Genomic DNA, 26,457 nt, shown 5'->3' on the forward strand with positions numbered 1-26,457 from the left:
CGATCTCCCGTCTGGGGAGCCACCGTTGTCCCGGCGGCTCGCAGCGGGACGAACGTAAGCGGACAAGGCGGTGGCGCGACGGACGGTTGTCCATCGCGCCACCAAAAGGGGTGAACGGTCGTAACTTTCGCGTGCGGGTCGCGTTCCGTAGCGCTAAGGGTTCAGAGCGTCATCGTCCGTGCGCGAAACGTTACGCCACGGCGGGCTCCCGCCGGGCCGCGCGCCGCCGGGCCGCCAGGTCCGGATCGAGCGCGGGTACGGCGGCCAGGAGCTGCTTCGTGTAGGGCTCGCGCGGGCTGTCGTACACCTCGTCGGCGGGCCCGTACTCGACGAGCCTGCCCCGGCGCATGACCGCGACCCGGTCGCTGACCTGCCGTACGACGGCGAGGTCGTGGGCGATGAAGACCAGCGCGAGGCCGAGTTCCCGCTGCAACTCGCCGAGCAGCTCGACCACCTCCGCCTGTGTGGTGACGTCGAGCGCGGAGACCGGCTCGTCGCAGACGATGACCCGCGGTTCGGCGGCGAGTGCCCGGGCGATGCCGATGCGCTGGCGCTGGCCGCCGCTGAACTCGTGCGGGTAGCGGTCGTAGTGCGCCTTTTCGAGCCCCACGCGCTCCAGCAGTTCCGCCACGCGCCCCCGGATGCGCTGCTCCTCGCGTTCCCCGCGCGCGCGGAGCGGGTCGGCGATGGACTCGCCCACCCGGCGGCGCGGGTTGAGGGAGGAGACCGGGTCCTGGAAGACCATCTGGACGGACGGGTGCACCGCCGTGTGCGGGCGCCCCTCGTAGCGGATCGTGCCGGCGGTCGGCTCCAGCAGCCCGACCAGCATGCGACCGAGGGTGGTCTTGCCGCTGCCGCTCTCGCCGACCACGCCCAGGGTCTCGCCGCGGCGGACGGTCACCGAGACGTCGTCCACGGCCGCGAACGCCCGCTTGCCGCGCCCGAACTCGCGCCGCAGCCCGGTGGCCTCCAGCACGGCCTCCTCGGTGGCCCCGGAGCCGGTGCGGCGCGCGTCCACGCGCGGGACGGCGTCGAGCAGCTCGCGCGTGTACGCCTGCGCGGGCGCCGCGAGGACGGTTCCGACGGGGCCGCGCTCGACGGCCCTGCCGTGCCGCATGACGAGGACGTCGTCCACGCTCTCGGCGGCGACGCCGACGTCATGGGTGACGAGCAGCAGGCCCATGCCGGTCTCCTCGCGCAGCGTGTGCAGCAGGTCGAGGATCTGGGCCTGGACGGTGACGTCCAGGGCGGTGGTCGGCTCGTCGGCGATCAGCAGGTCCGGCTCGCAGGCGAGGGCCATGGCGATCAGCGCACGCTGGCGCATGCCGCCGCTGAACTCGTGCGGCCGGGACCGGGACCGCCGTGCCGCGTCCGGGATTCCAACCCGCTCCAGCACCTCGACGGCACGCGCGCGTGCGCTGCGGCGCGACACGCGCGCGTGCACGCGATGAACCTCGGCGATCTGGTCGCCGATCGCGTAGTACGGGTCGAGCGAGGAGAGCGGGTCCTGGAAGACCATGGCGGCCTTGGCGCCGCGCAGCCGCCGCAACTCCTCGTCCGGGGCGGCGTGTACGTCCGTACCGGCCACCCGCACGGATCCCGTGACCCGCGCCCCGGTGCCCCGGTGCAGGCCCAGCAGGGCACCCGCGACCGTGGACTTGCCGGAGCCGGACTCGCCGACGAGGGCGAGCGCGGCACCCTTCGCCAGGCTGAAGGAGACCCCGTCCACGGCCCGCAGGGAGCCGAACTCGACGGTCAGGTCCGTGACGTCCACCAGGCTCATGCGAGCACCACCCGTCGGTCGGCCACCGCGTACAGCACGTCCGCGACGGCGTTGGCGAGAACCACGAAGAAGCCGACGACCAGGACCATGCCGACGACCACCGGCAGGTCCACGACCTTCACCGCGTGCACCAGCTCCTGGCCGATGCCGGGCAGGCCGAACAGGGTCTCGGTGAGGACGGCGCCGCCGACGGCCGACCCGAAGGTGATCGCGTTGAGCGCGATGACGGACGCGGTCGCGCCGCGCAGCGCGTGCCGGGCGATCACCGCGCGCTCGCCGACGCCGTACGCGCGAAACGTGCGGATGTGGTCCTCGGCCAGCGTCTCCAGCATCGACGCCCGGGTCAGCCGGGCGAAGCCCGCCGCCTCGATCAGGGCGAGGGAGAGCCAGGGCAGCAGCAGGTTCCACGCCCACTGTTGCGGGTCGTCGGTGAAGGCGACGTACTCGGGGAAGGGCAGTAGCTGGAGCTGGCCGCAGACGACGACCATCAGCACCAGGCCGATGACGAAGACGGGCGTGGCCGTGCCCGCCAGCGTGACGGCGGTCAGGACGCGCTCGCTGAACCGGCCGCGCCGCCAGGCGGAGAGCACACCGGTACCGACGCCGAGCAGCAGCCAGATCACCATCGCGCCGAGCACCAGCGAGAAGCTCACCGGCAGCTTGGTCAGGATGATGTCGGTGACCTGCTGGTCGTTCTGGTACGACTCGCCGAGGCAGGGGGCCGAGCAGTGCTCCACGCCGGTGCCGGTGGAGAAGTCCTGGCCGGCGAAGATGCCCTGGAGGAAGTGCCAGTAGCGCACGTACAGCGGGTCGTCGAGGCGCAGTTGCGCGGCGACCTGGTGGACCTGCTCCGGGGAGCAGCGCGGGCCGCAGGTGATCTGGGCGACGTTGCCGGGGGTGACGTAGAAGACGACGTAGATGATCACCGAGAGTGCGAACAGGGTGATCACGGCGCCGAGCACGCGGCGCAGGACGAAGCCGGTGAGGCCGTTCATGCCCGGTCCCCCTTCCGCACGGCGGTCGCGTCCGCCGTGGCCGCGCGGGCCTCCCGCTTGCGGCCGGTGCCGACGCGCAGGCGCGAGGCCGCGCGCGGGTCGAGCGCGACGCGCACGCCGTCGCCGAGGACGGTCAGCGAGAGCACGGTCACGAACAGGGCGGCGGCGGGCAGCAGCAGGTACTGCGGTGCCGCCTGGTACCAGACGTCGGCGGAGGTGAGCATCTGGCCCCACGACGGCGTCGGCGGCTTCACGCCGACGCCGAGGAAGGACAGGGCCGCCTCGGCGCTGATGTTCGACGGGATCAGCAGCGCCGCGTACGTGATGACGGGCGCGGCGAGGCCCGGCAGGAGTTCGCGGACGGCGGTGCGCCAGGTGCTCCAGCCGCTGAGCCGGGACGCGGCGACGTAGTCGAGGTTCTTCAGGGTGAGCGCCTGGGCGCGCACCATCTTCGCCGTGGTGCTCCAGCCGGAGACCAGGGAGATGACGAGGGCGACCAGGACGGGCCGCGGGAAGCTGTCGGGTACGACGGCCAGCAGCGCCAGCGCCATGATCATCAGCGGCATCGCGACGAAGATGTCGGTGACGCGGCTCAGGACCAGGTCGACCCAGCGGTTGCCCAGGCCCGACGCCAGGCCCACGGCGACGCCCAGGACCACCTGGAGCACCGTGGCGGCCAGGGCGACGCCCAGCGACACCCGTGCCCCGTAGACGAGCCGGGCGAACATGTCGCGTCCGGTCTGCGGTTCGACGCCCAGCCAGTGGTCGGCGCCGATGCCGCCGAAGGCGCCGACGGGCACGCCTCCGCGCGCGGAGTCGATCAGGGTCGGGTGGTACGTGGTGGGGTCCTGGCCCTCCAGGGCGGTGAACAGCGGCGCGGCGAGCGCGACCAGGACCAGCAGCGCGACGACGGCCGCGGCGACCAGGGCGGCGCGCTGCGCCCGCAGCCGCCGCCAGAACCGACGGGCCCCCGAGCCCGCCGGGACGGATGCGTCGGATCCGTCCGTCCCGGCGGTCTCGATGGCGACAAGTGCCTCGCTCACGGCGCTACTTCACCGCGACCTGGGAGATGTCGAGAACGCCGGTCCAGTCGCTGACGACGATGTTCCTGACGTCCTTGCCGTACAGGCGCTTGTAGACCGGGTGGAACAGCGGCACGACGAGGGCCTGTTCACCGATCTTCTTGTCCAGCGCACCCCAGCGCTGGGCGGCAGCGTCAAGGTCGGTCAACTTGTTGATCGCGTCAATCTCGTCATTGACCGACGTGTCGTTGAGCAGGCCCGTGTTGAAGTTCGCGCCGTCCTTGACGATCTGCCGGCCGTCGAAGATCGGGGCGAGGAAGGGACCGCCGGAGGGCCAGTCGGCACCCCAGTGCGCGAGGAAGAACCCGGGCTCGGTCTTCACGCCGTGGATCGTGTCCCGGTAGTCGTTGTCCTCCAGGCCCTTGAGCTTGACGGTGACGCCGGCCTTCTTGAGCGCGTCCTGGACGGCGGTCGCGATCTCCGGGCTGGTCTCGAAGTCCTTGGCGTTGGAGTGGGTCAGCGTGATGGTGAGGCCGTTCTTGTAGCCGGCCTGCGCGAGCAGTTCCCTGGCCTTGGCCGGGTTGCCGGACGCGCCCGCCGGGAACGGGTCGTAGGGCGTGTAGCCGAAGGACTTCTGGTTGGGCAGGAAGGTGGTGGCGGGCTCGGCGAGCGCGCTGCCGCCGGCCGCGTTGACGACCGAGGAGCGGTCGACGGCGTACGCGATCGCCTGGCGCACCTTGGGGTTGTCGAACGGCTTCACGGTCGGGTTGAAGGCGATGTAGTTCGTGTAGCCGAAGTGGCCGGTACCCACGCGCGCGGCGAGTTCCTTGTCGCCGCTGACCTTGGCCAGTTCGGCCGGGCCGAGGTTGGTGTCCGTGGTGACGGCCGCCGCGTCCGCTCCCTGGGACGCGGACAGCCGCTGGTTGATCACCGAGGAGTCCAGGCCGGAGCGCACGTCGACCGTGTCGGGGTACGCCTTGCGCTGGTCGTCGGTGGCCGGGGACCAGTAGGGGTTGCGCGCCAGCAGCAGGTGCTCGCCGTCGTTCTCGTTCTTGACGACCTTGTAGGGGCCCGAGGAGACCGGGTGCTCCTCGTACTTGGTGCCGGTGTCCTTGCTCCTGGGCACCGGCGTGAACTGGGTCTGCGTGGCGAGGAACGGGAACTCGCCCTCGGGCTTGTCCAGGTGGAAGACGATGGTCCGGGCGTCCGGCGTCTCGATCGCCGATAGCCCCTTCTTGTCCTTGTACGGCCCCTGGTAGTCGGCCGCGCCGGCCAGCCAGTCCCGCAGGTAGGGGGCGCCGCCGGACAGCTCGGGGGCGAAGGAGCGCTCGATGCCGTACTTGATGTCGGCCGAGGTGATCGGCGTGCCGTCCTCGTACGTGAGGCCCTTCTTCAGGGTGTACGTCCACACGGTCGCGTCCTTGTTGGGGCGCCCGGTGTCGGTGGCGAGGTCGGGGACGACCTTGGCACCGGCGGCGCCGTTCGCGCGGTTGCGCGTGGTGAGCGTGCGGAAGACCAGCGAGGGGACGTTGCCGCCGCCGGAGGTGTACAGGCGGGCGGGGTCGAAGTCGGTCTGCGGCTGGGCGTTCAGGACCGTGAGAGTGCCGCCCTTGTGGGGCGTGGAGTCGCCACCGGAGCCCTTGGCACCGCTGTCCTTCGGGCCGCAGGCGGCGGCGCCCGCTGCCACGACCAGGCTGACGGATGCCGCTGCCACGCGGCGCGCTGTGACGGACGGTTGACGCATCGGAATGACGACCTCTCGGATACTGAGACTTGTGGACGAGGAGTGAGACGGCTGCGGACAGACGTCGGCCCCGGCGCCGGGTCGTCGAAAAAGCCCGTGACGGGATCACGGGCGCGCGGGAGGACGCGCACAAGGGAAAAGAGGTCGCGACGCGAACGCCAGGGAGGCGGCGTCAGCGACAGTGGATGTCGGCCACGCAGAGTGCGGTCACACCGATGAGCGCCAGCTCGATGGCGGCGCTGTCGGAGACGGCATGACTAGACCACATGCGCAAAAATATGAACGAACATACGTCTCATGTCAATGCGACATAAGTGACGCCTGTCAACTCCCGGGATAAGGCCAGGGGTTGGGCAGACAGTGGATTCCGTCGTGGTCCAGAAACTTGGTCTGCTGCTGCATGACCGGCGCCGGCTCGCCGGTCTTCTGGCATGTCACGTGGCCGTGGCCGAGCCGGTGGCCGACCTCGTGGTTGATCAACATCTGCCGGTACGCATGGATCTTGTTGCCGTACGTCGTGCTGCCCTGGGCCCACCTGTACGCATTGATCATCACTCGTTCGGTGGCCGCCGAGTCACAGGAGACGTTGTCCTCCGTGGTGTCCAGCCCGGACTTGGCACACCAGGCGGCGGTCGTGCCGGGGCTCGCCAGCGTGATCACGAAGTCGGGCCTGCCGGAGGAGATCCGCTCGAAGGTACGCGCGCCGCCGTGGGCCCAACTGCGGTCGTCGTTCAGGGTCTCCTGCACGGCCGCGGCGAACAGCGTGCCGTCCAGCCCCAGCCCCTGCTCGACGTCGACCCGGTAGGTGTACTTGCGCCCGGTGCCCGGCGCCTTGTCGAACCCCGGTACGGCGTCGAACCTCCCCGAGCCCTTCAGCGTGGCGCTGAGCGGGTACGTCCGGTCCATCGCCTGCTCGTACGTCGGCGCCGGCGCGCTCGCCGAGGCGGAGGGCGCCGCCCCTCCCGGGGCCCCGGCGTCACGTTCCTGGTCGGCCGCGGACCGCGACTGCGCCGTCCCGCCGTCCCGCCGCCCTTCGGCCACATGTCCGGCGACGATCACCGCGAGCACGGTGGTGACGGCCGCCGCCGCGACCCCGGTGAAGGCCCGCCCCTTGCCGCCGGAGCGCTGCGCGGGCACATCGGCGCCGGGTGCACCGACGGGGAGTGCGCGGCCGCCGGCCCCGCCGTCCACCGCGGTCGCCAGGTCGGCCACCGGCGCGACGGTACGGCGCGGCCCACGCGCGCGGGGCGCGAAGACGTCGACGTCCTCAAGGCCCGCGCCGCCGCCACCGGTGTCGCCGAAGGCGTCCAGGTACTCCTGCCGGGGCCCGCCGCCCTGCCCCGCCTTCCGCTGCCGCGGAAGCGCACCGGGACCGGCCCCGGCTCCGGGCCGCCCCGCGAACTCCCCCCAGCCGCCCCCGGCTTCCCGCTGCTCAGGGTGCCCACCGCGCACGGCGGCCGCCTGACGCAGGCCGGGCACGCCACGGGCGGGCGTCCCGTCGGGGAGCCGGGGCACCCCGTGCGCGGGCGTGCCCTCGACGAACCGGGGCACCGGCTGGGCGGGCGGGCCGTCGGCAAGCCTCGGACGCCCCTGCTGCACCTGTGGCTGTTGCCGCTGCCGCTGCTGCGCGGATCCCGGCCGTTCCGTCCGCCGGGCGCCCTGCGCCTGCGGTGCCCTCTCGCTCTGCTCCGCCTTCTGCGCGCGCCGCGCGCTCGCGGCGGCGTCGGCCTGGGGGGCCGGTCCGCGACGGCTGTGGCGTCCCACGCCGGCCTCAGCTCCCCGCGCCGGGGACGGCGGCCTCGGCGGCGGACCCGCGCCCGGTGTCCGTGCCGCGGTCCGCGGTCTCGGCCAGGAGCTCCCGGAACGCCCCGGCCACCACCTCCGGGTACTCCATCATCGCCACGTGCCCGGCGTCCGGCAGGGACAGCAGGCGGGAATCGCGGAAGGAACGGGCGGCCCTGGCGGCCATGCGGAAGCCGACCAACTGGTCGCGGCCGCCGTAGATCAGCAGGGTCGGCGCGAGCACGCGCTCCGACTGGCGCCACAGCCCGTGCTGGCCGCCGAGTGTGTACGCGTTGACGATCCCGCGCGCGGAGCGGGCCATGGCATCCCAGAAGTACGGCAGTTGCAACCGCCGCTCCAGCTCCTCGACGGCCTGCTGGAAGGCCTCGGAGGACACCCGCGAGGGATCGCCGTAGCAGAGCGCCATGACCCCGCGGACCCGCTGCTCGGCCGTCCACTGCCTGGTCATCCGGGTGAACAGGGCGGCGATACCGGGCACACCGAGCAGCGCGGTCGGTACCGCGGTGCGCTGGACGCGCAGCTCGGGCAGGGCGGGCGAGACGAGGGTGAGCGTACGGACGAGGTCCGGGCGGACGGCGGCCACGCGCGTGGTGACCGCGCCGCCCAGCGAGTTGCCGAAGAGGTGGACCGGGCCGCGGCCGGCCGCGTCGAGATAGCGGATCACCGCGCGCGCGTGCCCGGTGACGGAGTAGTTCCCGTCGTCCGGGGGCGGCGAGTCGCCGAAGCCCGGCAGGTCGACCGCCTCGCTGTGGACGACGCCGTCCAGCTCGGCCATGAGCGAGGACCAGTTCTGCGAGGAACCGCCGAGCCCGTGGACGTAGAGCGCGGGCGGCAGGCCCTCGCGGGCGGGGCGGCGCGAACGGATCGACAAGGTGACACCGGGCAGCCCCACGGACCGCAGCCGCTCGCCCTCGCCGACCCGTACGGGCGCCACCCTCGGAAGGACACTGGCGGCCGGAGCGGACGGCGACTCGGTCGAAGACATGCGGCAATGTTACGAGGTGATCACGCCGAGGTTCGTGTGGTGGCCGTCACAACGCGAGCCGTGTGCGAGACATGAGCCGCACGCGCGTGGGAAACCGGACGGCGAACGGGCGTGACGGCATGGCGTCCGGATCCGCCGTCTCCTAGGCTCGTACACAGGGCACCCGTGTGTGTGGCCCCTGTGTTTTCCAGGGACGTTCGTAGGAAGGGAGCCCACGATGGCCTATGACCCCACCGAGCCCGACGTGACCGACGACCTGGACACCGAGACGGCTGCCACGGAGTTCGACGTCGAGGCCCCGGACGCGGACATCGCCGAGCAGCAGGCCGATCTCGCGCCGGACCGCGACGACCCCCTGGCCGGGGTGGACCCGGACCGGGCCGCGAACGAAGCCGATCAGGCCGAGCAGGCGCGCGTGGTCACGCTCGACGAGGACGACTACCGCTGACGCCCGGAACCGCACGGCCACACCATGGGCCTGATCAAAGGATGATCACGGCTTTCGCCATCGTCCGGTACGTGAAATTCTGCGCTCGCACCGCGCACACCACGGTTACCGAAAAGTACGATGGCCGCGCGGCCGACACCGCATGTGGACGACTTTGGGAGGCGGCGTGACAGCCATCGAGCAAACTGAGGCAGCACGCCCTCGTGGCACCCGTCTGCCGCGCCGAGCCCGGCGGAACCAGTTGCTGGGCGCCGCCCAGGAGGTCTTCGTCGCGCAGGGCTACCACGCGGCGGCGATGGACGACATCGCCGAGCGGGCCGGTGTGAGCAAGCCGGTGCTGTACCAGCACTTCCCCGGCAAGCTCGACCTCTACCTCGCCCTGCTGGACCAGCACTGCGAGTCGCTGATCCAGTCCGTGCGCACCGCGCTCGCGTCCACCACGGACAACAAGCAGCGCGTGCGCGCCACCATGGACGCCTACTTCGCGTACGTCGAGGACGACGGCGGTGCCTTCCGGCTGGTGTTCGAGTCGGACCTGACGAACGAGCCCGCGGTGCGCGAGCGCGTCGACAAGGTCACGAACGAGTGCGCCGAGGCGATCTGCGACGTCATCGCCGAGGACACGGGCCTGTCCCGCGCGGAGTCGATGCTGCTGGCCTCCGGTCTCGGCGGGCTCGCCCAGGTGGTGGCCCGCTCCTGGCTGCACAGCGACCGCAGCGTCCCGCGCGACCAGGCGGTGCAGCTGCTCACCTCGCTGGCCTGGCGGGGCATCGCCGGCTTCCCGCTGCACGGCACCGAACACCACTGACGGCCGTTTGTTCCCGTTCCCTGTTCGCTGACGGCGTTTGCGGCCCGCGGCCTGTACGTCCCCTCACCGGGCTAATGTGGGCTGCGTACGGCGCGGAAGATCGCGCACATCACTGGCCGTCGGAGGGACATAGCCGTGGAGGTCAAGATCGGCGTGCAGTACGCGCCCCGCGAGATCGTTCTGGAGAGCGGTCAGAGCGTTGAGGAGGTCGAGCGTCTGGTGAGCGACGCGCTGGCCGGAAAGACGCAGCTGCTGAGCCTGCAGGACGAGAAGGGCCGCAAGGTCCTGGTGCCGACGGACCGTCTGGCGTACGTGGAGATCGGCGAGCCCACCGTGCGCAAGGTGGGCTTCGGCACGCTGTAGGCCGATGCGGTGAGAAGGGCCCGGCGGCACTCGGCCGCCGGGCCCCTTGCCTGCGGGGATCCGCCCACAGGAGGGCCACAACTCCCCCACAGCGGAGGATTGCGCTCCGCAGGTCACGGGTATGACGGGCTACGACCGCACCTGGGCAGCCCGGCCGTGGGAGGGACCCCGACATGATCCTGGAAGCACTCGCGTCCGCAGTGCTCGGTCTCGTCCTTGCCTGGGCGGCGGTCCACCGCCTCTCGCACCGGCTCCCGGCCCGCCCACTGGTGTTCTCGACAGGTATCGCCGGAGCCCTTTTCGGCGACTTCGTGACCCACACCGCGCTCGGCTCCGACACCGCCTGGCTGAGCCTGCTGGGCGCGGCGGTCATCTCGGCGGCGTCCCTGTCCCTGCTGCTGCGCCCGGCGGGCCGCATCCGCCGCTCAGCGACGGCGTAGCAAGGGTGCCTTCCCGAGGCGCGTGAGCGGCGATCCCCTGGGGGCGCGGGGAACCGCGCGACCAGCCCTCACGGACCCGCAGCCGCGCAACTCCCCGCAACCACCCCTCACAGGGGTCAGGCCGCCAAGCCGAGCGCAGCCATCCGCTTCGTGTGCGCCTCCGTGATCCGCGAGAACATCCGCCCGACCTCCGCGAGATCGAACCCGTCGGCGACGCCGCCCACGAGCATCGTCGACAGCGCGTCCCGGTCGGCGACGACCCGCTGGGACTGCGACAGCGCCTCGCCCATCAGCCGCCGCGCCCACAGCGCGAGCCGGCCGCCCACGCGCGGGTCGGCATCGATGGCGGCCCGCACCTTCTCCACCGCGAAGCCGGCGTGCCCGGTGTCGTCGAGCACGGCGAGGACCAGCTCGCGGGTGTCGGAGTCGAGCCGGGCCGCGACCTCCCGGTAGAAGTCGCTCGCGATCGAGTCGCCGACGTACGCCTTGACGAGGCCCTCCAGCCAGTCCGAGGGCGCGGTCTGGCGGTGGAAGCCGTCGAGCGCGGCGACGAACGGGTCCATGGCGGCCGTCGGCTCCTCGCCGATCTCGGTCAGCCGGTCCCGCAGCCGCTCGAAGTGGTGGAACTCGGCCGAGGCCATCTTCGCCAGCTCCGCCTTGTCCGAGAGGGTCGGCGCCAGCTTGGCGTCCTCCGCGAGCCGCTCGAACGCCGCCAGCTCCCCGTACGCGAGCGCGCCGAGCAGATCCACGACCGCCGCGCGGTACTGCGGGTCGGCGGAGGCCTGCGCCCAGTCCTCGGCGGCGATGCCCGTGGGTGCGGCGGAGTCCTTCTCAGGCTTGTCAGAGCTAGTCATGAGGCGCACAATAGCCCGCTCGCGCCGCCCTGGACGTGCCTGGGCGATCAGTGTGACTACCACTACGTGACCAAATCGGCCATCGCATGTGCGCCGATCCGGGGTATGGTGGTAATGCGCCTGCTGAGTGCGTTGACGATGTTCGACGTGTTCCGACAGGGCGCACGCATGAGGATGCCCGGTCGGTGGCCCGATCGGCTCCGACCCGACAGCCCTCCCTGGCGTACGGCGCAGTACGTACGACGACCGGAGGGACACCCTCAGCGGTACGAGCGCTAGAGCGTCGGCAGAGGTCCCGTGTCATACGGCTTGCCCCAGTGGTTCGCCCGTACGGCAGCCGACGTCCCCGGCACGGTCAGCCATGACCCCCCGCGCTCGCCTCGCACCGCACCACACAGAAGAGGCAGCACCCTGACTACGACGTTTCGAGAACTCGGAATCCTTCCCGAGACCGCCGAGGCCCTGGAGGCCGTCGGCATCATCACCCCCTTCCCCATCCAGGAGATGACGCTCCCCGTCGCCCTTTCCGGCACGGACGTCATCGGCCAGGCCAAGACCGGCACCGGCAAGACGCTGGGCTTCGGCCTCCCGCTCCTCGAGCGCGTCACCGTCCCCGCCGACGTCGAGGCCGGACGCGCCGCCCCCGAGGCCCTCACGGACGCCCCGCAGGCCCTCGTCGTCGTCCCCACGCGCGAGCTGTGCACCCAGGTCACCAACGACCTGCTGACGGCGGGCAAGGTCCGTAACGTGCGCGTGACGGCGATCTACGGCGGCCGGGCCTACGAGCCGCAGGTGGAGGCCCTGAAGAAGGGCGTCGACGTGGTCGTGGGCACCCCCGGCCGGCTGCTCGACCTCGCGGGCCAGAAGAAGCTGGACCTGAAGCACGTCAAGTGCCTGGTCCTCGACGAGGCCGACGAGATGCTCGACCTGGGCTTCCTGCCCGACGTCGAGAAGATCATCGACATGCTGCCGGTCAAGCGTCAGACCATGCTGTTCTCGGCGACCATGCCGGGCGCGGTCATCGGCCTCGCGCGCCGCTACATGTCCCGGCCCACGCACATCCGCGCCACGGCGCCGGACGACGAGGGCGCGACGGTCGCGAACATCAAGCAGTTCGTCTACCGCGCGCACAACATGGACAAGCCGGAGATGGTCGCGCGCATCCTGCAGGCCGACGGCCGCGGGCTGGCGATGATCTTCTGCCGTACGAAGCGCACGGCCGCCGACATCGCCGAGCAGTTGCAGCGCCGCGGGTTCGCCTCCGGCGCGGTCCACGGCGACCTCGGCCAGGGCGCCCGCGAGCAGGCGCTGCGCGCCTTCCGCAACGGCAAGGTGGACGTCCTGGTCTGCACCGACGTCGCCGCGCGCGGCATCGACGTGGAGGGCGTGACCCACGTCATCAACTACCAGTCCCCCGAGGACGAGAAGACGTACCTGCACCGGGTCGGCCGTACGGGCCGCGCGGGCGCCAAGGGTACGGCGATCACGTTCGTCGACTGGGACGACATCCCGCGCTGGCAGCTGATCAACAAGGCGCTGGAGCTGGACTTCAACGACCCGGTGGAGACGTACTCGTCGTCCCCGCACCTGTTCTCCGACCTCGGCATCCCCGCGGGCACGAAGGGCATACTGCCGCGTTCGGAGCGGACCCGTGCGGGTCTGGAGGCGGAGGAGCTGGAGGACCTGGGCGAGACCGGTGGCCGCGGTGCGCGCGGTCGCGGTGGCCGCAGTGGCCGCGGCGGTTCCGACGCCGCTGCCGCCCCGGCGGAGCGCGAGCGCCCGTCCCGTACGCCGCGCCGTCGCCGCCGCACGCGCGGTGGCGCCCTGCTGGACGCCGCCGCCACGCCGGCCGCTACGACGGCCCCGACGCCGGCCGCCGAGTCCGGCCCGGCCGAGGATTCCGCGTCGGCGCCGCGCACCCTGCGTCGCCGTCGCCGTACGCGCGGCGGAGCGCCGGCCCAGCCGGCACCGGCCGCCGCGACCGTGGTGGAGCCGGTGGAGTCCCCGGCCGCCGCTCCCGAGGCCGCGGAGACCCCGGAGAAGCCGCGCCGCCGCCGCACCCGCACGTCGTCGGAGCCCACGGCACAGGCGCCCGCCGCCGAGGCGGCCGTGACGGTGACGGAAGCCGTGCCGGCGCAGGCCCCGGAGACCGAGGCCGAGGCCAAGCCGCGCCGCCGCACGCGTACGACGGCAGCCGCCACCACCGCCGCGCCGGTCGCGGAGCCGACGGTCGCGGACACCTCCGTCGCGGAACCGGGAACGACCGTCGCCACGGCCGAGCCCGCCCCGGCGACCAAGCCGCGCCGCACCCGCAAGACGGCCGCAGCCACGCCGGCCCCGGAGACCGAGGCCGAGGCGAAGCCGCGCCGCACCCGCAAGACGGCGGCCGCCGCGCCCGAGGTCACGGACGAGGCCACCGCCGAGGCCAAGCCCCGCCGCACCCGCAAGACGGCGGCCACGGCTGCCGCGGAGCCGGCCGACGCCCCCGAGGCCGAGGCCAAGCCCCGCCGCACCCGCAAGACGGCCGCAACCGCCGAGGTTCCGGAAGCCGACGCCGAGGCCAAGCCGCGCCGCGCCCGCAAGACGGCAGCCGCCGAGGCCGCCGTGGACACGGCCGAGGCCGCGGAGACCAAGCCCCGCCGCACCCGCAAGACGGCCGCAACCGCCGAGGTTCCGGAAGCCGACGCCGAGGCCAAGCCGCGCCGCACCCGCAAGACGGCAGCCGCCGAGGCCGCCGTGGACACGGCCGAGGCCGCGGAGCCGGCCGGCACCGCCGAAGCTACCGAGGCGAAGCCGCGCCGCACCCGGAAGAAGGCCGAAGCCGCCCCGGAGCCGGCCGACGCCCCCGAGGCCGAGGCCAAGCCCCGCCGCACCCGCAAGACGGCCGCAACCGCCGAGGTTCCGGAAGCCGACGCCGAGGCCAAGCCGCGCCGCACCCGCAAGACGGCCGTGACGGTGCCGGAGCCGGCCGAGGCCCCCGAGGCCGAGGTCAAGCCCCGCCGGACGCGGAAGAAGGCCGCCACGGCCCCGGACGCGGACGGTGTCGCCGAGGCGCCCGCTCCCAAGGCGCGACGGACTCGTAAGGCGGTCGCCGAGGTGCCCGCCGCCGAGATCCCGGCGCAGGCCGCCGAGGAGCCGGAGGCCAAGCCGCGCCGCCGGACCCGCAAGGCCACGGCGGTCGTCGAGGCCGCCGAAGGCTGATCCGGCAGCACCCCGTCACCGACGGCCCGGCCCACTCCCCGTGGGCCGGGCCGTCGCGCGTCCCGCGGACGACCCGGCCCACCCCCGCCCGGCGCCTCCTGGCCCCTCCCGGCCCCGGTCGCTTCTCTCCCCGCCCGATAGCCTCTCCTCATGAGCAGGCCCCCCACCTTCGTACCGCCCCCCGGCGCGCGCGCGTACACGCTGCGTACCGCGCGTGGGGAGTTCGCCGTCGTCGACGCTCCCGTGGCCGACGGGGTGGTGCCGAGGGGGGTCGCGGTGTTGCTGCCGGGGTTCACCGGCAGCAAGGAGGACTTCAATCCGCTGCACGTGCCGCTCGCGCGGCGCGGGTACCGGACGGTGGCCGTGGACGGGCGCGGGCAGTTCGAGTCGGACGGCTCCGAGATCGACGAACGCGCCTACGTCCAGGTCGAGTTGGCGCGGGACGTGCTGGCGCAGGTGGAGGCGGTCGCGGCCGGGGGGCCGGTGCATCTGCTGGGGCACTCCCTCGGCGGCCAGATCGCGCGCGCGGCCGTACTGCTCGATCACACGCCCTTCCGCTCCCTCACCCTGATGGCGTCCGGCCCGGCGCAGATCTCGGAGCCGCAGCAACAGCGCGTGAAGCTGCTCCAGGACGCGCTCGCGGTGATGGACATGGCCGAGGTCTGGGAGGCCATCCAGCGGATGGAGACGCCCGAGGAGACCGAGACGGCCGCGCTCGACGGCGGGCTCGACGACCGGGAGGATCTGCGGCGCCGCTGGCTCGGCACCAAGCCCGCGCAACTCCTCGCCACGGGACGGCAGTTGTGCACGGAACCGGACCGGGTCGCCGAGCTGGCCGCCGTGCCGCTGCCGTTCCACGTCCTGTCCGGCGACAAGGACGACACCTGGCCGCTGCCGCTGCTCGACGACATGGCGGAGCGGCTGCGGGCCCGGCGAACGGTCATCGCGGACGCCGAGCACTCGCCCAACACCGACCGCCCGCTCGCCACGGCCGGGGCGCTCGCCGACTTCTGGGACGCGGTCACGGCCTGATCCGCGCGGGTGGAGACGACTGCCCTGCTCCGACGGGGGATGCAGAGCAGGGCAGTCGTCTTCCGTGTGTGCCACTTCCGACCGCCCTGTCCTAGTCGGTCCACGTGGCGTGCAGGGCGCAGACGCTGAAACCGGGGCCGTAGGCGACGATCAGGGCCTGCTCGCCGTCGGCCGGAGGACGGCCGTGGGTGCGTTCCAGGACGCGAAGAACCGATACTCCTCCGAGGTTGCCCTCTTCCGACAAAGTGTCGAGCGAGTGGCGGGCGTCGTCCTCGGTGAGGCCGAGGGCCGTGGCGGTTTCCATGATGATCGGCCGGGAGCCGGGGTGGATGACCGGGACCGTGACCGAGCGGCCGGCGAGCCACTCCAGGAGCGCGGGCATGACGTGCTTGGCCCCGCCCATGGCTGCCTTGGTGGAGTCGAAGTGCAGGCCGCTGCCGTCGATACGGCCCGCGTAGAAGTCGAGCGAGCCCGGGAGGACGTACTCGAAGAGTCCCTCCGTGCTGTCGAGGGTGAGGCCGGGGCCGCAGGGCTCGTCGCTGACGACGGTGGCGGCCGCGCTGTCGCCGAACAGCGCCTTGTAGATCATGTGCTCGATCTTGGTGTCTGCGTGGTTGTAGGCCGCGGACAGCACCTCGGCGGCGACGACGAGGACGCGGGAACCGGGGTGGAGCAGCGCCTGTTCGACCGCGCGGACGAGGGCGGTGGCGCCGCCCGCGCAGGCCCCGGTGGTCAGGGCGGTGCGACGGATGGTGGGGCGCAGGCCGAGCCGGTCCACGAGGTGGATGTCGAGGTTCGGTACGGCCCAGCTGGTGGCGTGGGTGGTGATCAGGCCGGTGATCTCGCCCGGTTCAAGGCCGTGACTTCGCAGTGCGGAACGGGCCGCGCGCTCCGCCATGTCGAGAGAGTCGGCGAAGGCCCCGGGCGCGCGCCTCTCTATCGAGGCGGCACCGCTGACGGTGGGCGAATTCAGCGGTTGGGTGAAGTACCGGGTCTCGACGCCGCAGTTGCGCAGGACGCGGAGGATCGCCCCGAGGCGCGGATGGTCGGGGTGGTGGGCGCGGATGTCGTCGGCTATCTCCCCCGTGGTGACCTTGTGCGCAGCGAGGGCGGTACTGGGACGGGCGATGTGAACGGGCATGGGTCCCCCCTAGGACGCGCAACCTGATGGAGGTGACGGTACGGCAAAGTTGGCTGGTTCGTTTCCCTGCCGTCCTGGCCATGCTCTTTCGCCACCCGTCAAACGCGGGCGAGGAAGGGGGTTTCGGCGCCTCAGCGAGCTTGAAGCATCGGAGGACGTTGACTCGATCGCCGCGGACCTGGCCGAAAAATGAGAATCATGAATCTCGCCCCGGGGGCCGACATCGGCTGCGCCACGCACATCGTCACCCAGCCCGGACCGTCGGCCGCATGCCAGATCGGCCTTTCGTCGCCGTCGGGATGGACCGAAGTGCCGCCCACTTCGTACAGCGGGCGGGCCAGGGGGTCGCTGAGGATTTCCCGCTCGATCTCACACAGCACCTTGTCGTCGGGGCGCTGCGCAAGTGCCGCCTGGAGCTGGGTCATGACGAGCGGCGCCCAGGCGTTCGTCCAGTCCGTGAGCTGCTCGCGGCCGTCGATCAGCATCCAGCGCATGGTGTTCTCCGGGGCCCGCCCGGACGCGAAGAGGCGGTGGAACTGCTCGTTGCAAGTGAGCAGATTCCATGAGGCGTCGGTGACGTAGGCCGGATGCGCCACGGCGGCGACCGCGTCCTCCCAGGCGGAGGGGACAGCGTGACCGCTGGTGTCGTAGAGCGGGTTCGGCGGGTCCTCGCCGCGCGCGTAGCGGCACAGGGAGATCCACTCCTGCTCGTTGAGCGCGAACAGGCGGGCTATGTCGCGCAGCAGGTCGACGGGCGCGTTGGCGTAGGTGCCGGACTCCAGGCGGTGGTAGGTGCCGAACGCCCGGTTGAGGAGCTGGTCGACCTGGTGCTGGGACAGCCCGGGGGCGCGCCGGCCGGGCCCGGTGGGCCGGGTGAGGCCGTGGGCCTCGGGCGCGATGAGGGCGCGTCGGTCTTTGAGCAGTTGTTTCAGTGCTCGTTTGTTCACTGGTGCGTGCCCCCCGGCGTTGTTGACAGTCAGTCAGTGTAATTAATGGTGCTGGCTTTACTCCGAAAGATCTCCCGTAGAAAGCGTGGAGGTGCGTCCTGCATGCTCGGTGGTGCGCGGCGCCGGCCTGCCAGTGTGCTCACCTGTGACCGCGCGGATACCACCCCTGGCGGGTACTGGCTGGAAATATTCGAATTACCGGCTGGTATACGCCGGATGGGGCCGCAGAAAGAGCCGGTGAATCACCGGCGGCCAGGCTGCGGCCGGTGCCCTCCCGCCCCACACCAGGGGACTCGGCACCGGCCGCCGACGCGTTCCCCGGCCTCGCGGCCGTCCGGTACCGCCTAGAACTGCGCCTGCAGGTGCCCCCAGAACCCGTCCCGCAGGGCGCGGCGCAGATCCGCCTGGCCGCGCAGGGAGTACTGGAGCAGGCCCTCGGCCTCGACCAGCAGGTCCTGGTCGACGGAGCCGGGCAGGTAGGGGTGACCGGGCAGCAGCTCGACCAGTGCCTCACGGCCCCGGGAGGCCAGCCACTTCGCCGCGATCTGGGCGCCGACGAAGCGGACGTCCTCCCGGCTGGGCCGGGCCCCGGCGGAGGCGTCGTACGCGGCGGCCGTGCGGCGCGAGACGTACGGCTTGAAGAACTCCAGCTCGAACGTGCGCTGGCTGTCCACCTCCCAGAGCAGGGGTTCGGCCTGGTTGCGGCCCTCGGGTGCCTCGATGCCCCACAGGTGGACCCGGGCGCCGTAGCCCTGGGCCGCCTCGACCGCCGAGACCAGGTCCTCGTCGCCGCCGAGGAGGGCCGCGTCGCTGATGGCACGGTGGCGGGCCAGGGACTCCAGGTCCGAGCGGATCAGTGAATCGACGCCCTTCTGCTGGTTGTTGGCGTTGAGGTTGCCGAGGCGGACCTTGACGTCGGGCAGTTCGGCGATGGTCTGCTGCTCGGCGGTGTGGATCCGGCGGCGGGCGCCGTCGTACCAGTAGACGCGCAGCAGCCGGCTGTCCGCGAAGATCGTGCGGGCCTTGTCGATGAGTGCCTCGATCAGCCCCTCGGCGTCGAGGTCGAAGGCCCGGCGGTCCTCGGTCCCGGCGACGAGCCGCCCGGCGGCCGCGTACAGATAGCCCGCGTCGACGAAGATCGCGTGGGTGGAGGGCGTCTTCGCCACCTCGGCGAGCATGCGCTCCAGCAGCTCGTTCGTGCGGTCGATGCGGGCGGCCAGGGCCGCCGGGTCGTCGTTCATCGCCTCCATTGTCCCGGTGGTCACGCTGCGGACACAACCGGTCCCGGTCGGTTCCTTACTCGCTAGTAATTAGTCGTTCGAAAAATTTCTTTAGCGTAGGGAATGTTTGTAACACGAAGCACGTTGACTAGGTACGACAGCACGTCACACCAGTAGTTCTCCGCAGGAGGATGACCAGACGAAGGGAGAAGCCCATGCGCTTCGAGATCAGGCGACTCGACGAGGTCGACGGCACCACCGTGGACTGCACTGTCGTGGACGCCGCCTCCGTCAACCGGATCGTTCAGCAGGCCGCCGCCATCGGGCAGCGGCTGTGGATCCGCCCGGCCGAGACCCCGGCCTCGTAACGGGAACGCCCGTCACGGGACCCTTCACTCACGCTTTTCCGGGGGAGCCGGGCCGAGGGCGGCTCAGCTCCCCCGGATCACCTGGGTGACCCCGTTGATGATCTGCTGCACGGCGATCGCGGAGAGCATCATGCCCGCGAGCCGCGTCACGAGGACGACACCGCCGTCCTTGATGACCCGGATGATCAGCAGCGAGTAACGCATCACCAGCCACAGCACGACGTGGATCGCGAGGATCGCGGACCACACCGAGATCTGCGTGGCCACACTGCCCGCCTTCTGCACGGCCAGGATCACGGACACGATCGCTCCGGGCCCGGCCAGCAGCGGCATGCCCAGCGGCACCAGGGCGACGTTCACGTCCTTCGTCTGCTTCGGCTCGTCGGTCTTGCCGGTGAGCAGGTCCAGCGCGATCAGCAGGAGCAGCAGCCCGCCCGCGATCATCAGCGCGGGCACGGACACGTGCAGGTAGTTGAGGATCTGGTGGCCGAGGACGCCGAAGACGGCGATGACCCCGAACGCCACGCAGACGGCCTGGAAGGCCATCCGCCTCTGCACCTTGCCGGGCCGTCCGGCGGTCAGGGCGAGGAAGATCGGGGTGATCCCAGGGGGATCCATGATGACAAAAAGGGTCAGGAACAGGGAGCCGAAGACGGCGATGTCGAACATGGTTGTGCAGCAGGCCTTGCAGGGAGAAGTGATACGGGCGTGAGTCGGTGCGGCGGGCCGTGGGCCGGCCGCCTCACGCTCCGCCGGTGCCCGGGACGGGGAACGCGCCGGTGGCGCGCCGCGTGATCTCCCCGTACACCTCGGGGTCGGTCGTGTACGCGCCGAGCGAGACGGTCTTGCGGCTGCCGTGGTAGTCCGAGGAGCCCGTGACCAGCAGGCCCAGGTCCTTCGCCAGGCCCCGCAGCCGCTCGCGCGCGTCGGCGTCGTGGTCCATGTGGTCGACCTCGATGCCGTCCAGACCGGCCGCCGCCATCTCGGCGATGCGCGCCTCCGGTACGGTCCGGCCCCGCTTGGCGGCGGCCGGATGCGCGAAGACACAGACCCCGCCCGCGCCCTTGACCAGCCGGATCGCCTCGAAGGGGTCGGTCTCGTGCTTCTCCACGAAGGCCCGTCCGCCGTCGGCCAGCCACTTTTCGGTGAACGCGTCGCTCACGGTCGGTACGACACCCAGCTCGACGAGCGCGCTCGCGACGTGCGGGCGCCCCACGGAGCCACCGGCGGCGATCCGCTCCACCTGCTCCCATGTGACCGGCACATCCAGCGCGTTGAGCTTGGCGACCATCTCCCTGGCCCGCGGCACCCGGTCGTCGCGCACCAGCTCCCGCTCGGCGAGGAGCGCGGGCTCCTCGGGGTCGAAGAGGTAGGCCAGCAGGTGCAGGGACACCCCGTCGACACGGCAGGACAGCTCGGCCCCGGGGACCAGGGTCAGCCCCGCGGGCAACGCGGCGATCGCCTCGCCGTGCCCGCGCGTGGTGTCGTGATCGGTCAGCGCGACGACGTCCAGCCCGGCGGCGGCAGCGTGGCGCACCAGCTCGGCCGGGGTGTCCGTACCGTCCGAAGCCGTGGAGTGGCAGTGCAGATCTATACGCACGACGACTCCAGACACCGACGATTCAAAGGGGGACACCTGATAGTACCCGTAGTTTCAGCGCCCGCACGGGCACTGGGGACGGCGCGACCAGCCACCCTCCCAGCCGTACCGGCGCACGCGACACAGCCCGGCACCCCCGCGGGCGCTATGGCCGGAGCAGGCGCGGCGACAACGCTCCGCAGGGCACCAGGTCCAGCTCCGCCCCCGCCTCCCGCAGATCCGTCAGCACCAGCTCGTCGTACATGAGCAGCGCGGCCTGCTCGGGCCACATCACCGCCCACAGCCACATGCCGAGCGCCTCGCCGGCGAAGACCGCGCGGTCGTCGGGCGTGCGGAAGACGTGCCACAGCGGGGTCGGGCGGCCCGCGGCCAGCACCTTGGTCTCGGGGGGTTTCTCGATGTTCATGTACGACCCCGGGTCCGGGCCGTCGATGCCCGCGTAGCGCGCGCCCAGGCCGACGCCGAGTTCCTCGGCGACCAGGACGAGTTCCGCCGGGCCGCCGAGCGGGCCGGGGCCGGTGCAGGCCACGGCGGTGGCACGGCCCCCGCTGCGGTCGTCGCCCGCGTAGGCCACGCCCGTGAACAGCCAGCCGACCGGCAGCGGCCAGGGCATCCACACCGGGACGTGCGTCCGGTGCACGACGGCGGCGAGGGCTTCGACGCTGGGCGGGATCACGGGCTGCATCGGGTACACCGTGCCGTGCACATCGCACTGCCACGCATCGGCGAAGAGGCCGGGAGCCCTGACCCGGCCACCACACCTCGGGCAACTGGGTTCGCCCCTCATAGGGCCCCACGGTCCTACCCCCGCCCGCCCACGTCAAGGACGATCACCCGTCCGGACGGAACCCTTGACCGACCCCGCTTGCTTGTATATTACATTTATTAGCCGAGCTAACTTTGAGGGGAGAACGCATGGACCTCCTGCGACAGCCCAGGGCGGTCTGGGCCACGGCCGGCGCCTCCGTCGTCGCCTTCATGGGCATCGGGCTCGTCGACCCGATCCTGCCCTCCATCGCCCGGGGCCTGCACGCCACGGCCGGGCAGGTGTCCCTGCTCTTCACCTCGTACTTCCTGATCACCGCGGTGGCGATGCTGCTGACCGGCTTCGTCTCCAGCCGGGTCGGCGGCCGCAAGACCCTGCTGCTCGGCCTCGCCTTCGTCGTGGTCTTCGCGGGCCTGGCCGGCACCTCCGGCTCGGTCGCGCAGCTCGTCGGGTTCCGGGCGGGCTGGGGACTCGGCAACGCCCTGTTCGTCTCGACCGCCCTCGCCGTCATCGTCGGCGCCGCCGCCGGCGGCAGCGCGGCGGCGATCCTGCTGTACGAGTCCGCGCTCGGCCTCGGCATGGCCTGCGGCCCCCTGCTCGGCGCCGTCCTCGGCAACGTCAGCTGGCGCTACCCCTTCTTCGGCACGGCCACGCTGATGGCGATCGGCTTCCTGTGCATCACGGCGTTCCTGAAGGAGCAGCCGAAGCCGGTCCGCAGGACCTCCGTGCTGGACCCGCTCCGGGCACTCGGCCACGGCGGCCTCGCCTCGGCGGCGGTCTCGGCGTTCTTCTACAACTACACGTTCTTCACGGTGCTGGCCTTCACGCCGTTCGTGCTGGACATGACGCCGTACCGCTCGGGCGCGGTGTTCTTCGCCTGGGGGGCGTGCTGCTCGCCGTCTTCTCGGTGGTCGTGGCGCCGCGCATGCAGGCCCGCCACGGCTCGCTGAAGGTGCTCGGCGGCTCGCTGGCGCTGCTCGCCGCGGACGTCCTGGTCCTCGGCTACGGCGACCACACCACGGCCGTCGTCTGCACGGTCCTGTCCGGCGCCTTCATCGGCGTGAACAACACCGTCTACACCGAGCTGGCCCTCGGGGTCTCGGACGCGCCGCGCCCGGTGGCGAGCGCGGGCTACAACTTCGTCCGCTGGTTCGCGGCCGCCGCGGCCCCCTACTTCGCGCCGAAGATCGAGGAGTGGACCGACATCCACGTCCCGTTCGTGGTGGCGGCGCTCACCGCCCTGCTGGGCGCGGCCGTGGTCGTCGTACGGCGCAAGGCGCTCACGCACGAGGCGGCGGAACGCCAAGCCGCGCACGCCATGGAGGACGGCGTCAGCGCGTTCGCCGACTGACCGGATACCGCCTCGCGTCGGTGAGCCTGCTCAGTGCAGCGGGACGGATGTGCGGGCGGGATCCCGCAGATCCGTGCCGTGCGTCAGCCAGCGCTCCTGGAGGGCCTGGGCGCCGTGCACCCGCTTCCAGGCGGCCTCGTTCGGCGTCATCGGCAGCAGCGGCAGGAACCGTACGGGATCCATCGGGTCGTCCAGCTCCAGGTCCTCGACGAGGCCGCCGGGCTCGCCCACCAGCACCGAGGTGAAGGGGGCGCCGGGCCACAGCGGCTCGCCGGTGTCGAGCGAGGCGCCCGGCGTCACGACCAGCCCCTCCACCTGCGGGGACGCGGCCAGTACGGCCAGCGGGCGGAGCAGCTTGTCGGTGTCGGCGGCGCCGGCTCGGACGGAGAGGACCAGCTCGGCGCGGGGGCCCTTGACCGGGTCGGCGAGCACGGCCGTGGGGTCGGTCATGGGGTGCTGGGACATGCCGAGGGTGGCGTACCGCAGAAGCTCTCCCTCCCGGAACCGGAGCACCTCGATGCGGTCCGTGCCGAGGAAGGTGACGGCGGCGCGCGCGTCCGGCTCGCCCAGCGCGGTGCTCAACCGTGCCTCGACCAGAGGAAGGACATCAACCATGCGGTGAGCATAGAACTCGTCAGTAGCACCCGAAGCGGCACCTTGACAGTACGGGGCGGCTGATAACCTGACCGCCGATGAGACTCCCTTACGAGGGACCGGCCGGAGGAGGTGGGGCTGTCATGGATCGAAGTCGACCTGGTAGTACCACCCGCTCTTCCGGCCACTGATCCGGTCACCGACCGCCTCTCCCTCCTGGTCACCGGCAGACCGGTCTCCGGCTGCCCGCCGCCTTCCTGTGTGCGCCGTCGCCCGGAAGAGCACGTCAACGTCAGTTCTGCGTGAGCAGCGAAGTCGCCACCGCGACGGTGCGGTGCTCCCCGCTTTGTGGACGTGCCGGACATCCCGCGTTCAGGACCGTCCCCGTTGCGGGCAGTTCCACCCGTCGTCACGCGCCTTCGCCGCCTGCCCGCGAAGGAGTCTGCCCCATGTCGATGATCCGCGACCTGCGCGCCGTGGTCCGCCCGTCGTCCCGTTCCTCGCTGCGCAAGGACACCGGCGCCGCGTACGACACCACCCGCGACCCCTCGACCCCCTCGGCCGTCGTGGACTGCGCGGTCTACCGCGACGGCCGCCGGGTCGAGAGCGGCAAGCCGCTCGGCCCGCACGAGGCGATGCGGCTGGTGCGGCGCGACGGCGGCTTCGTGTGGATCGGCCTGCACGAGCCGACGGAGGCCGAATTCGCCGGTATCGCGGGCGAGTTCGGGCTGCACCCGCTGGCCGTCGAGGACGCGGTGCAGGCCCACCAGCGCCCGAAGCTGGAGCGCTACGACGACTCGCTCTTCACCGTGTTCAAGACCATCCACTACGTCGAGCACGACCGGCTCACCGACAGCAGTGAGGTCGTGGAGACCGGCGAGGTGATGTGCTTCACCGGCCGGAACTTCTTCATCACCGTCCGGCACGGCGGGCAGGGCTCGCTCCGGGCGCTGCGCCACCGCCTCCAGGACGACCCGGAGTTGCTGGCCAAGGGCCCGTCGGCGGTGCTGCACGCGATCGCCGACCACGTCGTGGACGGGTACATCGCGGTCGCGGACGCCGTGCAGGACGACATCGACGAGGTGGAGACCGAGGTCTTCTCGCCGGGTCCGGGCGGCAAGGTCTCGCGGGGCGTGGACTCGGCGCGGATCTACCAGCTCAAGCGCGAGGTGCTGGAGTTCAAGCGGGCGGTCGCGCCGCTGCTGCGGCCCATGCAGCTGCTGAGCGAGCGGCCGATGCGGCTGATCGACCCGGACATCCAGAAGTACTTCCGGGACGTCGCCGACCACCTCGCCCGCGTCCAGGAGCAGGTCATCGGCTTCGACGAGCTGCTCAACTCCATCCTCCAGGCCAACCTGGCGCAGGCGTCCGTCGCGCAGAACGAGGACATGCGCAAGATCACCGCCTGGGCCGCGATCATCGCCGTGCCGACGATGGTGACCGGTGTGTACGGGATGAACTTCGACCACATGCCGGAGCTGCACTGGAAGTACGGCTACCCGCTGGTCCTGACCGTGACCATCGCCGCGTGCGTGGGCATCCACCGGGTGCTGAAGCGCAACGGCTGGCTGTGAGCGGGCCTCGATAGGCTGACGCCATGCGAAGCGAGCTGCTCGACCGGGCCCTCATCGAGGAGGCCGCGAAGAAGTCCGGCCTGATCTGGGTCAGGGGCACAGGTGCCCCGGCCGCGCGTGCCCTGTGGCACGTGTGGCACGAGGGCGCGGTGTGCCTGGTCGGCGACGGCCCCGGGGAGCAGCCACTGGCCGGGCTGGCCGACGGCGGGTCCGCCGAGGTGACCGTGCGCAGCAAGGACAAGGGCGGCCGGCTGGTGACGTTCCCGGTGGCCGTGACCGAGCTGGCCGCCGGGTCCGAGGAGTGGCAGGCGGCCGTCGCGGAGCTGAAGGGCAAGCGCCTGAACGCCCCGGACGGCGAGGGGATGCCGGACCGCTGGGCGCGGGAGTGCCGGGTGCTGCGGCTGGCTCCCGCCGGACCGGTGGCGCCCCTGCCCGACGGCGACCTGGCGGAGCGTCCGGCCCCGACTCCGGCGACCACCCGGGAACCGATCCCGGCGGGGCTGCCGAGACTGCTCGCGAAGCGGCGGAGGAAGTAGCGGTCCGCACAGCCGCCCTACGACGTCGGCAGCTGCTTGCCGTAGTCCACCGTCTCCCCCTTGGCCGGCTGCGTCACCGTGAAGTCCTTGCCCCAGTCGGAGAAGCGAAGCGTCCCGGCGCCGCCGGCGCGGACCAGGCTGAGGGGGTACGGGGTGCCCTGGAGGGAGACGTCGAGGGTGCCGCCGGAGCCCTTGTCGCCGGTGATGCGGATGGTGGGGGTGCCCGACTGGTCGTGGTGGCCGTCGGTCGTCAGCGCTCCGTGCAGCGTCAGCAGCCCGTCGAGCAGCACCGACTTGTCCGTGAAGCCGCTGAACTTCCTGTACGCGGGATCCGCCTGCGGCACCTTGACGTACTTGCCGTTCAGCGTGCCGGCCGTGCTGTCGCCGGCGCTGCCGCTCGCGTGGCTCCAGAAGTCCGAGTCCGCCTTCAGATAGAGCTGCGCACCGACGCGCAGCAGCTGGAAGGTGGCGCCCTGCGAGGTCACCGAGCCGGTGCCGCCGTCGGACTTCAGACGCATGTCCAGCTGGTAGGTGCGCCCGCTGGTGACCACGGTTCCGGACAGCCGTACCGCCGGTGCCGCGTCCGCCGCCGCGCGGGTCCTCGACTGGATCTGGTCGGCGGGCAGCTTGCCCACGCCGTTGGTGCCCGCGTCCGGGTCGTCGCTGCCGCATCCGGCCAGCACCGCCGCCCCTGTCACCGCCAGTGCGCAGATCGCGGTCGCCCGCATCGTCCGGCGGGTTCGGCCCTGGGGAGTCGCAGTCACCGATGGAGCTGCCTTTCTGACGAGTCCTGGACGGGTCCTCAAGCGGCGTACGGCAGCGTACCGGTGCCCCGGCCGCCCGGCGGAGCCAGTCCGTCCGGACCGCCCGCCAGGGCGTGTC

The 26,457-nt window shown here is 72.0% G+C and carries 25 protein-coding genes and 1 pseudogene; 10 read left to right on the forward strand and 16 right to left on the reverse strand.

Going from position 1 to position 26,457, the window contains the following annotated elements; all coding sequences use genetic code 11:
• Positions 1-190: 190 nt before the first annotated feature.
• From ACZ60X_RS14815 to ACZ60X_RS14845, 7 genes are all read right to left on the reverse strand, one after another.
• Positions 191-1,783 (reverse strand): dipeptide ABC transporter ATP-binding protein, encoded by a 1,593-nt coding sequence (locus ACZ60X_RS14815; RefSeq protein WP_469597976.1) that lies wholly within the window; start codon positions 1,781-1,783, stop codon positions 191-193.
• Positions 1,780-2,778 carry an ABC transporter permease gene (locus ACZ60X_RS14820; RefSeq protein ID WP_469597978.1) on the reverse strand — a complete coding sequence of 333 codons (999 nt, stop codon included), beginning with the start codon at positions 2,776-2,778 and terminating at the stop codon, positions 1,780-1,782. Before ACZ60X_RS14820 ends, ACZ60X_RS14815 begins: the two co-directional genes overlap by 4 nt.
• Positions 2,775-3,821, reverse strand: a complete 1,047-nt coding sequence (locus tag ACZ60X_RS14825) for an ABC transporter permease (RefSeq protein WP_469597981.1) — start codon at positions 3,819-3,821, stop codon at positions 2,775-2,777. Before ACZ60X_RS14825 ends, ACZ60X_RS14820 begins: the two co-directional genes overlap by 4 nt.
• Before the next feature lie 4 nt (positions 3,822-3,825).
• On the reverse strand, positions 3,826-5,544 hold the full coding sequence (locus ACZ60X_RS14830) for an ABC transporter substrate-binding protein (protein WP_469597983.1): 1,719 nt from the start codon (positions 5,542-5,544) through the stop codon (positions 3,826-3,828).
• Positions 5,545-5,716: 172 nt separating this feature from the next.
• Positions 5,717-5,812, reverse strand: a complete 96-nt coding sequence (locus ACZ60X_RS14835; protein WP_317933593.1) for an Ms4533A family Cys-rich leader peptide — start codon at positions 5,810-5,812, stop codon at positions 5,717-5,719.
• 56 nt (positions 5,813-5,868) lie between these two features.
• Positions 5,869-7,308, reverse strand: coding sequence for a DUF3152 domain-containing protein (locus ACZ60X_RS14840; RefSeq protein WP_469597986.1), 1,440 nt, complete (start codon positions 7,306-7,308; stop codon positions 5,869-5,871).
• Between the two features lie 7 nt (positions 7,309-7,315).
• Positions 7,316-8,332 carry an alpha/beta fold hydrolase gene (locus tag ACZ60X_RS14845; protein ID WP_469597989.1) on the reverse strand — a complete coding sequence of 339 codons (1,017 nt, stop codon included), beginning with the start codon at positions 8,330-8,332 and terminating at the stop codon, positions 7,316-7,318.
• A 217-nt stretch (positions 8,333-8,549) separates the two neighbouring features.
• Here ACZ60X_RS14845 and ACZ60X_RS14850 point away from each other — a divergent pair, with 217 nt between their 5' ends.
• From ACZ60X_RS14850 to ACZ60X_RS14865, 4 genes are all read left to right on the forward strand, one after another.
• On the forward strand, positions 8,550-8,780 hold the full coding sequence (locus ACZ60X_RS14850) for a hypothetical protein (protein WP_469597992.1): 231 nt from the start codon (positions 8,550-8,552) through the stop codon (positions 8,778-8,780).
• A 166-nt stretch (positions 8,781-8,946) separates the two neighbouring features.
• Complete coding sequence (locus tag ACZ60X_RS14855; protein WP_217239499.1) at positions 8,947-9,588, forward strand: TetR/AcrR family transcriptional regulator; 642 nt, start codon at positions 8,947-8,949, stop codon at positions 9,586-9,588.
• Between the two features lie 135 nt (positions 9,589-9,723).
• A complete protein-coding gene (locus ACZ60X_RS14860) occupies positions 9,724-9,951 on the forward strand; it encodes a DUF3107 domain-containing protein (RefSeq protein ID WP_031163497.1) in 228 nt (75 codons plus the stop codon).
• A gap of 173 nt (positions 9,952-10,124) precedes the next feature.
• Positions 10,125-10,391 (forward strand): hypothetical protein, encoded by a 267-nt coding sequence (locus tag ACZ60X_RS14865; RefSeq protein ID WP_469597996.1) that lies wholly within the window; start codon positions 10,125-10,127, stop codon positions 10,389-10,391.
• Between the two features lie 116 nt (positions 10,392-10,507).
• On the opposite strand, the gene ACZ60X_RS14870 is transcribed toward ACZ60X_RS14865, so the two are convergent.
• A complete protein-coding gene (locus ACZ60X_RS14870) occupies positions 10,508-11,245 on the reverse strand; it encodes a ferritin-like fold-containing protein (RefSeq protein ID WP_469597999.1) in 738 nt (245 codons plus the stop codon).
• 504 nt (positions 11,246-11,749) lie between these two features.
• Between ACZ60X_RS14870 and ACZ60X_RS14875 the strand changes: the two genes are divergently transcribed.
• Both ACZ60X_RS14875 and ACZ60X_RS14880 read left to right on the forward strand, forming a co-directional pair.
• Positions 11,750-14,446: a DEAD/DEAH box helicase gene (locus tag ACZ60X_RS14875; RefSeq protein ID WP_469598001.1), complete on the forward strand. Its 2,697-nt coding sequence runs from the start codon at positions 11,750-11,752 to the stop codon at positions 14,444-14,446.
• Positions 14,447-14,596: 150 nt separating this feature from the next.
• Complete coding sequence (locus ACZ60X_RS14880; protein ID WP_469598004.1) at positions 14,597-15,478, forward strand: alpha/beta fold hydrolase; 882 nt, start codon at positions 14,597-14,599, stop codon at positions 15,476-15,478.
• Between the two features lie 91 nt (positions 15,479-15,569).
• Here the strand turns inward: ACZ60X_RS14880 and ACZ60X_RS14885 are convergent, their stop codons facing one another.
• From ACZ60X_RS14885 to ACZ60X_RS14895, 3 genes are all read right to left on the reverse strand, one after another.
• The gene (locus ACZ60X_RS14885) at positions 15,570-16,619 is read right to left on the reverse strand and encodes a PhlD (protein WP_469598007.1); all 1,050 of its coding nucleotides are present in this window, start codon (positions 16,617-16,619) and stop codon (positions 15,570-15,572) included.
• Between the two features lie 131 nt (positions 16,620-16,750).
• Entirely contained in the window at positions 16,751-17,566 is an 816-nt protein-coding gene (locus ACZ60X_RS14890) for an MmyB family transcriptional regulator (RefSeq protein ID WP_469598010.1), read from the reverse strand.
• Between the two features lie 344 nt (positions 17,567-17,910).
• Complete coding sequence (locus tag ACZ60X_RS14895) at positions 17,911-18,816, reverse strand: NYN domain-containing protein (protein ID WP_469598427.1); 906 nt, start codon at positions 18,814-18,816, stop codon at positions 17,911-17,913.
• A 185-nt stretch (positions 18,817-19,001) separates the two neighbouring features.
• Between ACZ60X_RS14895 and ACZ60X_RS14900 the strand changes: the two genes are divergently transcribed.
• Positions 19,002-19,154, forward strand: coding sequence for a hypothetical protein (locus tag ACZ60X_RS14900; RefSeq protein ID WP_356029071.1), 153 nt, complete (start codon positions 19,002-19,004; stop codon positions 19,152-19,154).
• Between the two features lie 63 nt (positions 19,155-19,217).
• On the opposite strand, the gene ACZ60X_RS14905 is transcribed toward ACZ60X_RS14900, so the two are convergent.
• From ACZ60X_RS14905 to ACZ60X_RS14915, 3 genes are all read right to left on the reverse strand, one after another.
• The gene (locus tag ACZ60X_RS14905; RefSeq protein WP_469598013.1) at positions 19,218-19,823 is read right to left on the reverse strand and encodes a MarC family protein; all 606 of its coding nucleotides are present in this window, start codon (positions 19,821-19,823) and stop codon (positions 19,218-19,220) included.
• Between the two features lie 73 nt (positions 19,824-19,896).
• On the reverse strand, positions 19,897-20,754 hold the full coding sequence (locus ACZ60X_RS14910; protein WP_469598015.1) for a PHP domain-containing protein: 858 nt from the start codon (positions 20,752-20,754) through the stop codon (positions 19,897-19,899).
• Between the two features lie 145 nt (positions 20,755-20,899).
• The gene (locus ACZ60X_RS14915) at positions 20,900-21,541 is read right to left on the reverse strand and encodes a DUF6758 family protein (RefSeq protein ID WP_469598017.1); all 642 of its coding nucleotides are present in this window, start codon (positions 21,539-21,541) and stop codon (positions 20,900-20,902) included.
• Between the two features lie 128 nt (positions 21,542-21,669).
• Here ACZ60X_RS14915 and ACZ60X_RS14920 point away from each other — a divergent pair.
• Positions 21,670-22,871 (forward strand): annotated as a pseudogene (locus ACZ60X_RS14920) (MFS transporter).
• Positions 22,872-22,901: 30 nt separating this feature from the next.
• Here the strand turns inward: ACZ60X_RS14920 and ACZ60X_RS14925 are convergent.
• On the reverse strand, positions 22,902-23,486 hold the full coding sequence (locus tag ACZ60X_RS14925; protein WP_469598020.1) for a suppressor of fused domain protein: 585 nt from the start codon (positions 23,484-23,486) through the stop codon (positions 22,902-22,904).
• Between the two features lie 428 nt (positions 23,487-23,914).
• On the opposite strand from ACZ60X_RS14925, the gene ACZ60X_RS14930 reads away from it, so the two are divergent.
• Both ACZ60X_RS14930 and ACZ60X_RS14935 read left to right on the forward strand, forming a co-directional pair.
• Complete coding sequence (locus ACZ60X_RS14930) at positions 23,915-25,039, forward strand: magnesium and cobalt transport protein CorA (RefSeq protein WP_469598022.1); 1,125 nt, start codon at positions 23,915-23,917, stop codon at positions 25,037-25,039.
• A 23-nt stretch (positions 25,040-25,062) separates the two neighbouring features.
• Positions 25,063-25,575, forward strand: coding sequence for a hypothetical protein (locus ACZ60X_RS14935; RefSeq protein ID WP_469598024.1), 513 nt, complete (start codon positions 25,063-25,065; stop codon positions 25,573-25,575).
• A gap of 17 nt (positions 25,576-25,592) precedes the next feature.
• Here ACZ60X_RS14935 and ACZ60X_RS14940 read toward each other — a convergent pair whose 3' ends face one another.
• Positions 25,593-26,303, reverse strand: coding sequence for a hypothetical protein (locus ACZ60X_RS14940; RefSeq protein ID WP_469598026.1), 711 nt, complete (start codon positions 26,301-26,303; stop codon positions 25,593-25,595).
• Positions 26,304-26,457 lie beyond the last annotated feature (154 nt).

It is taken from the genome of Streptomyces sp. NPDC104106, assembly GCF_055584345.1.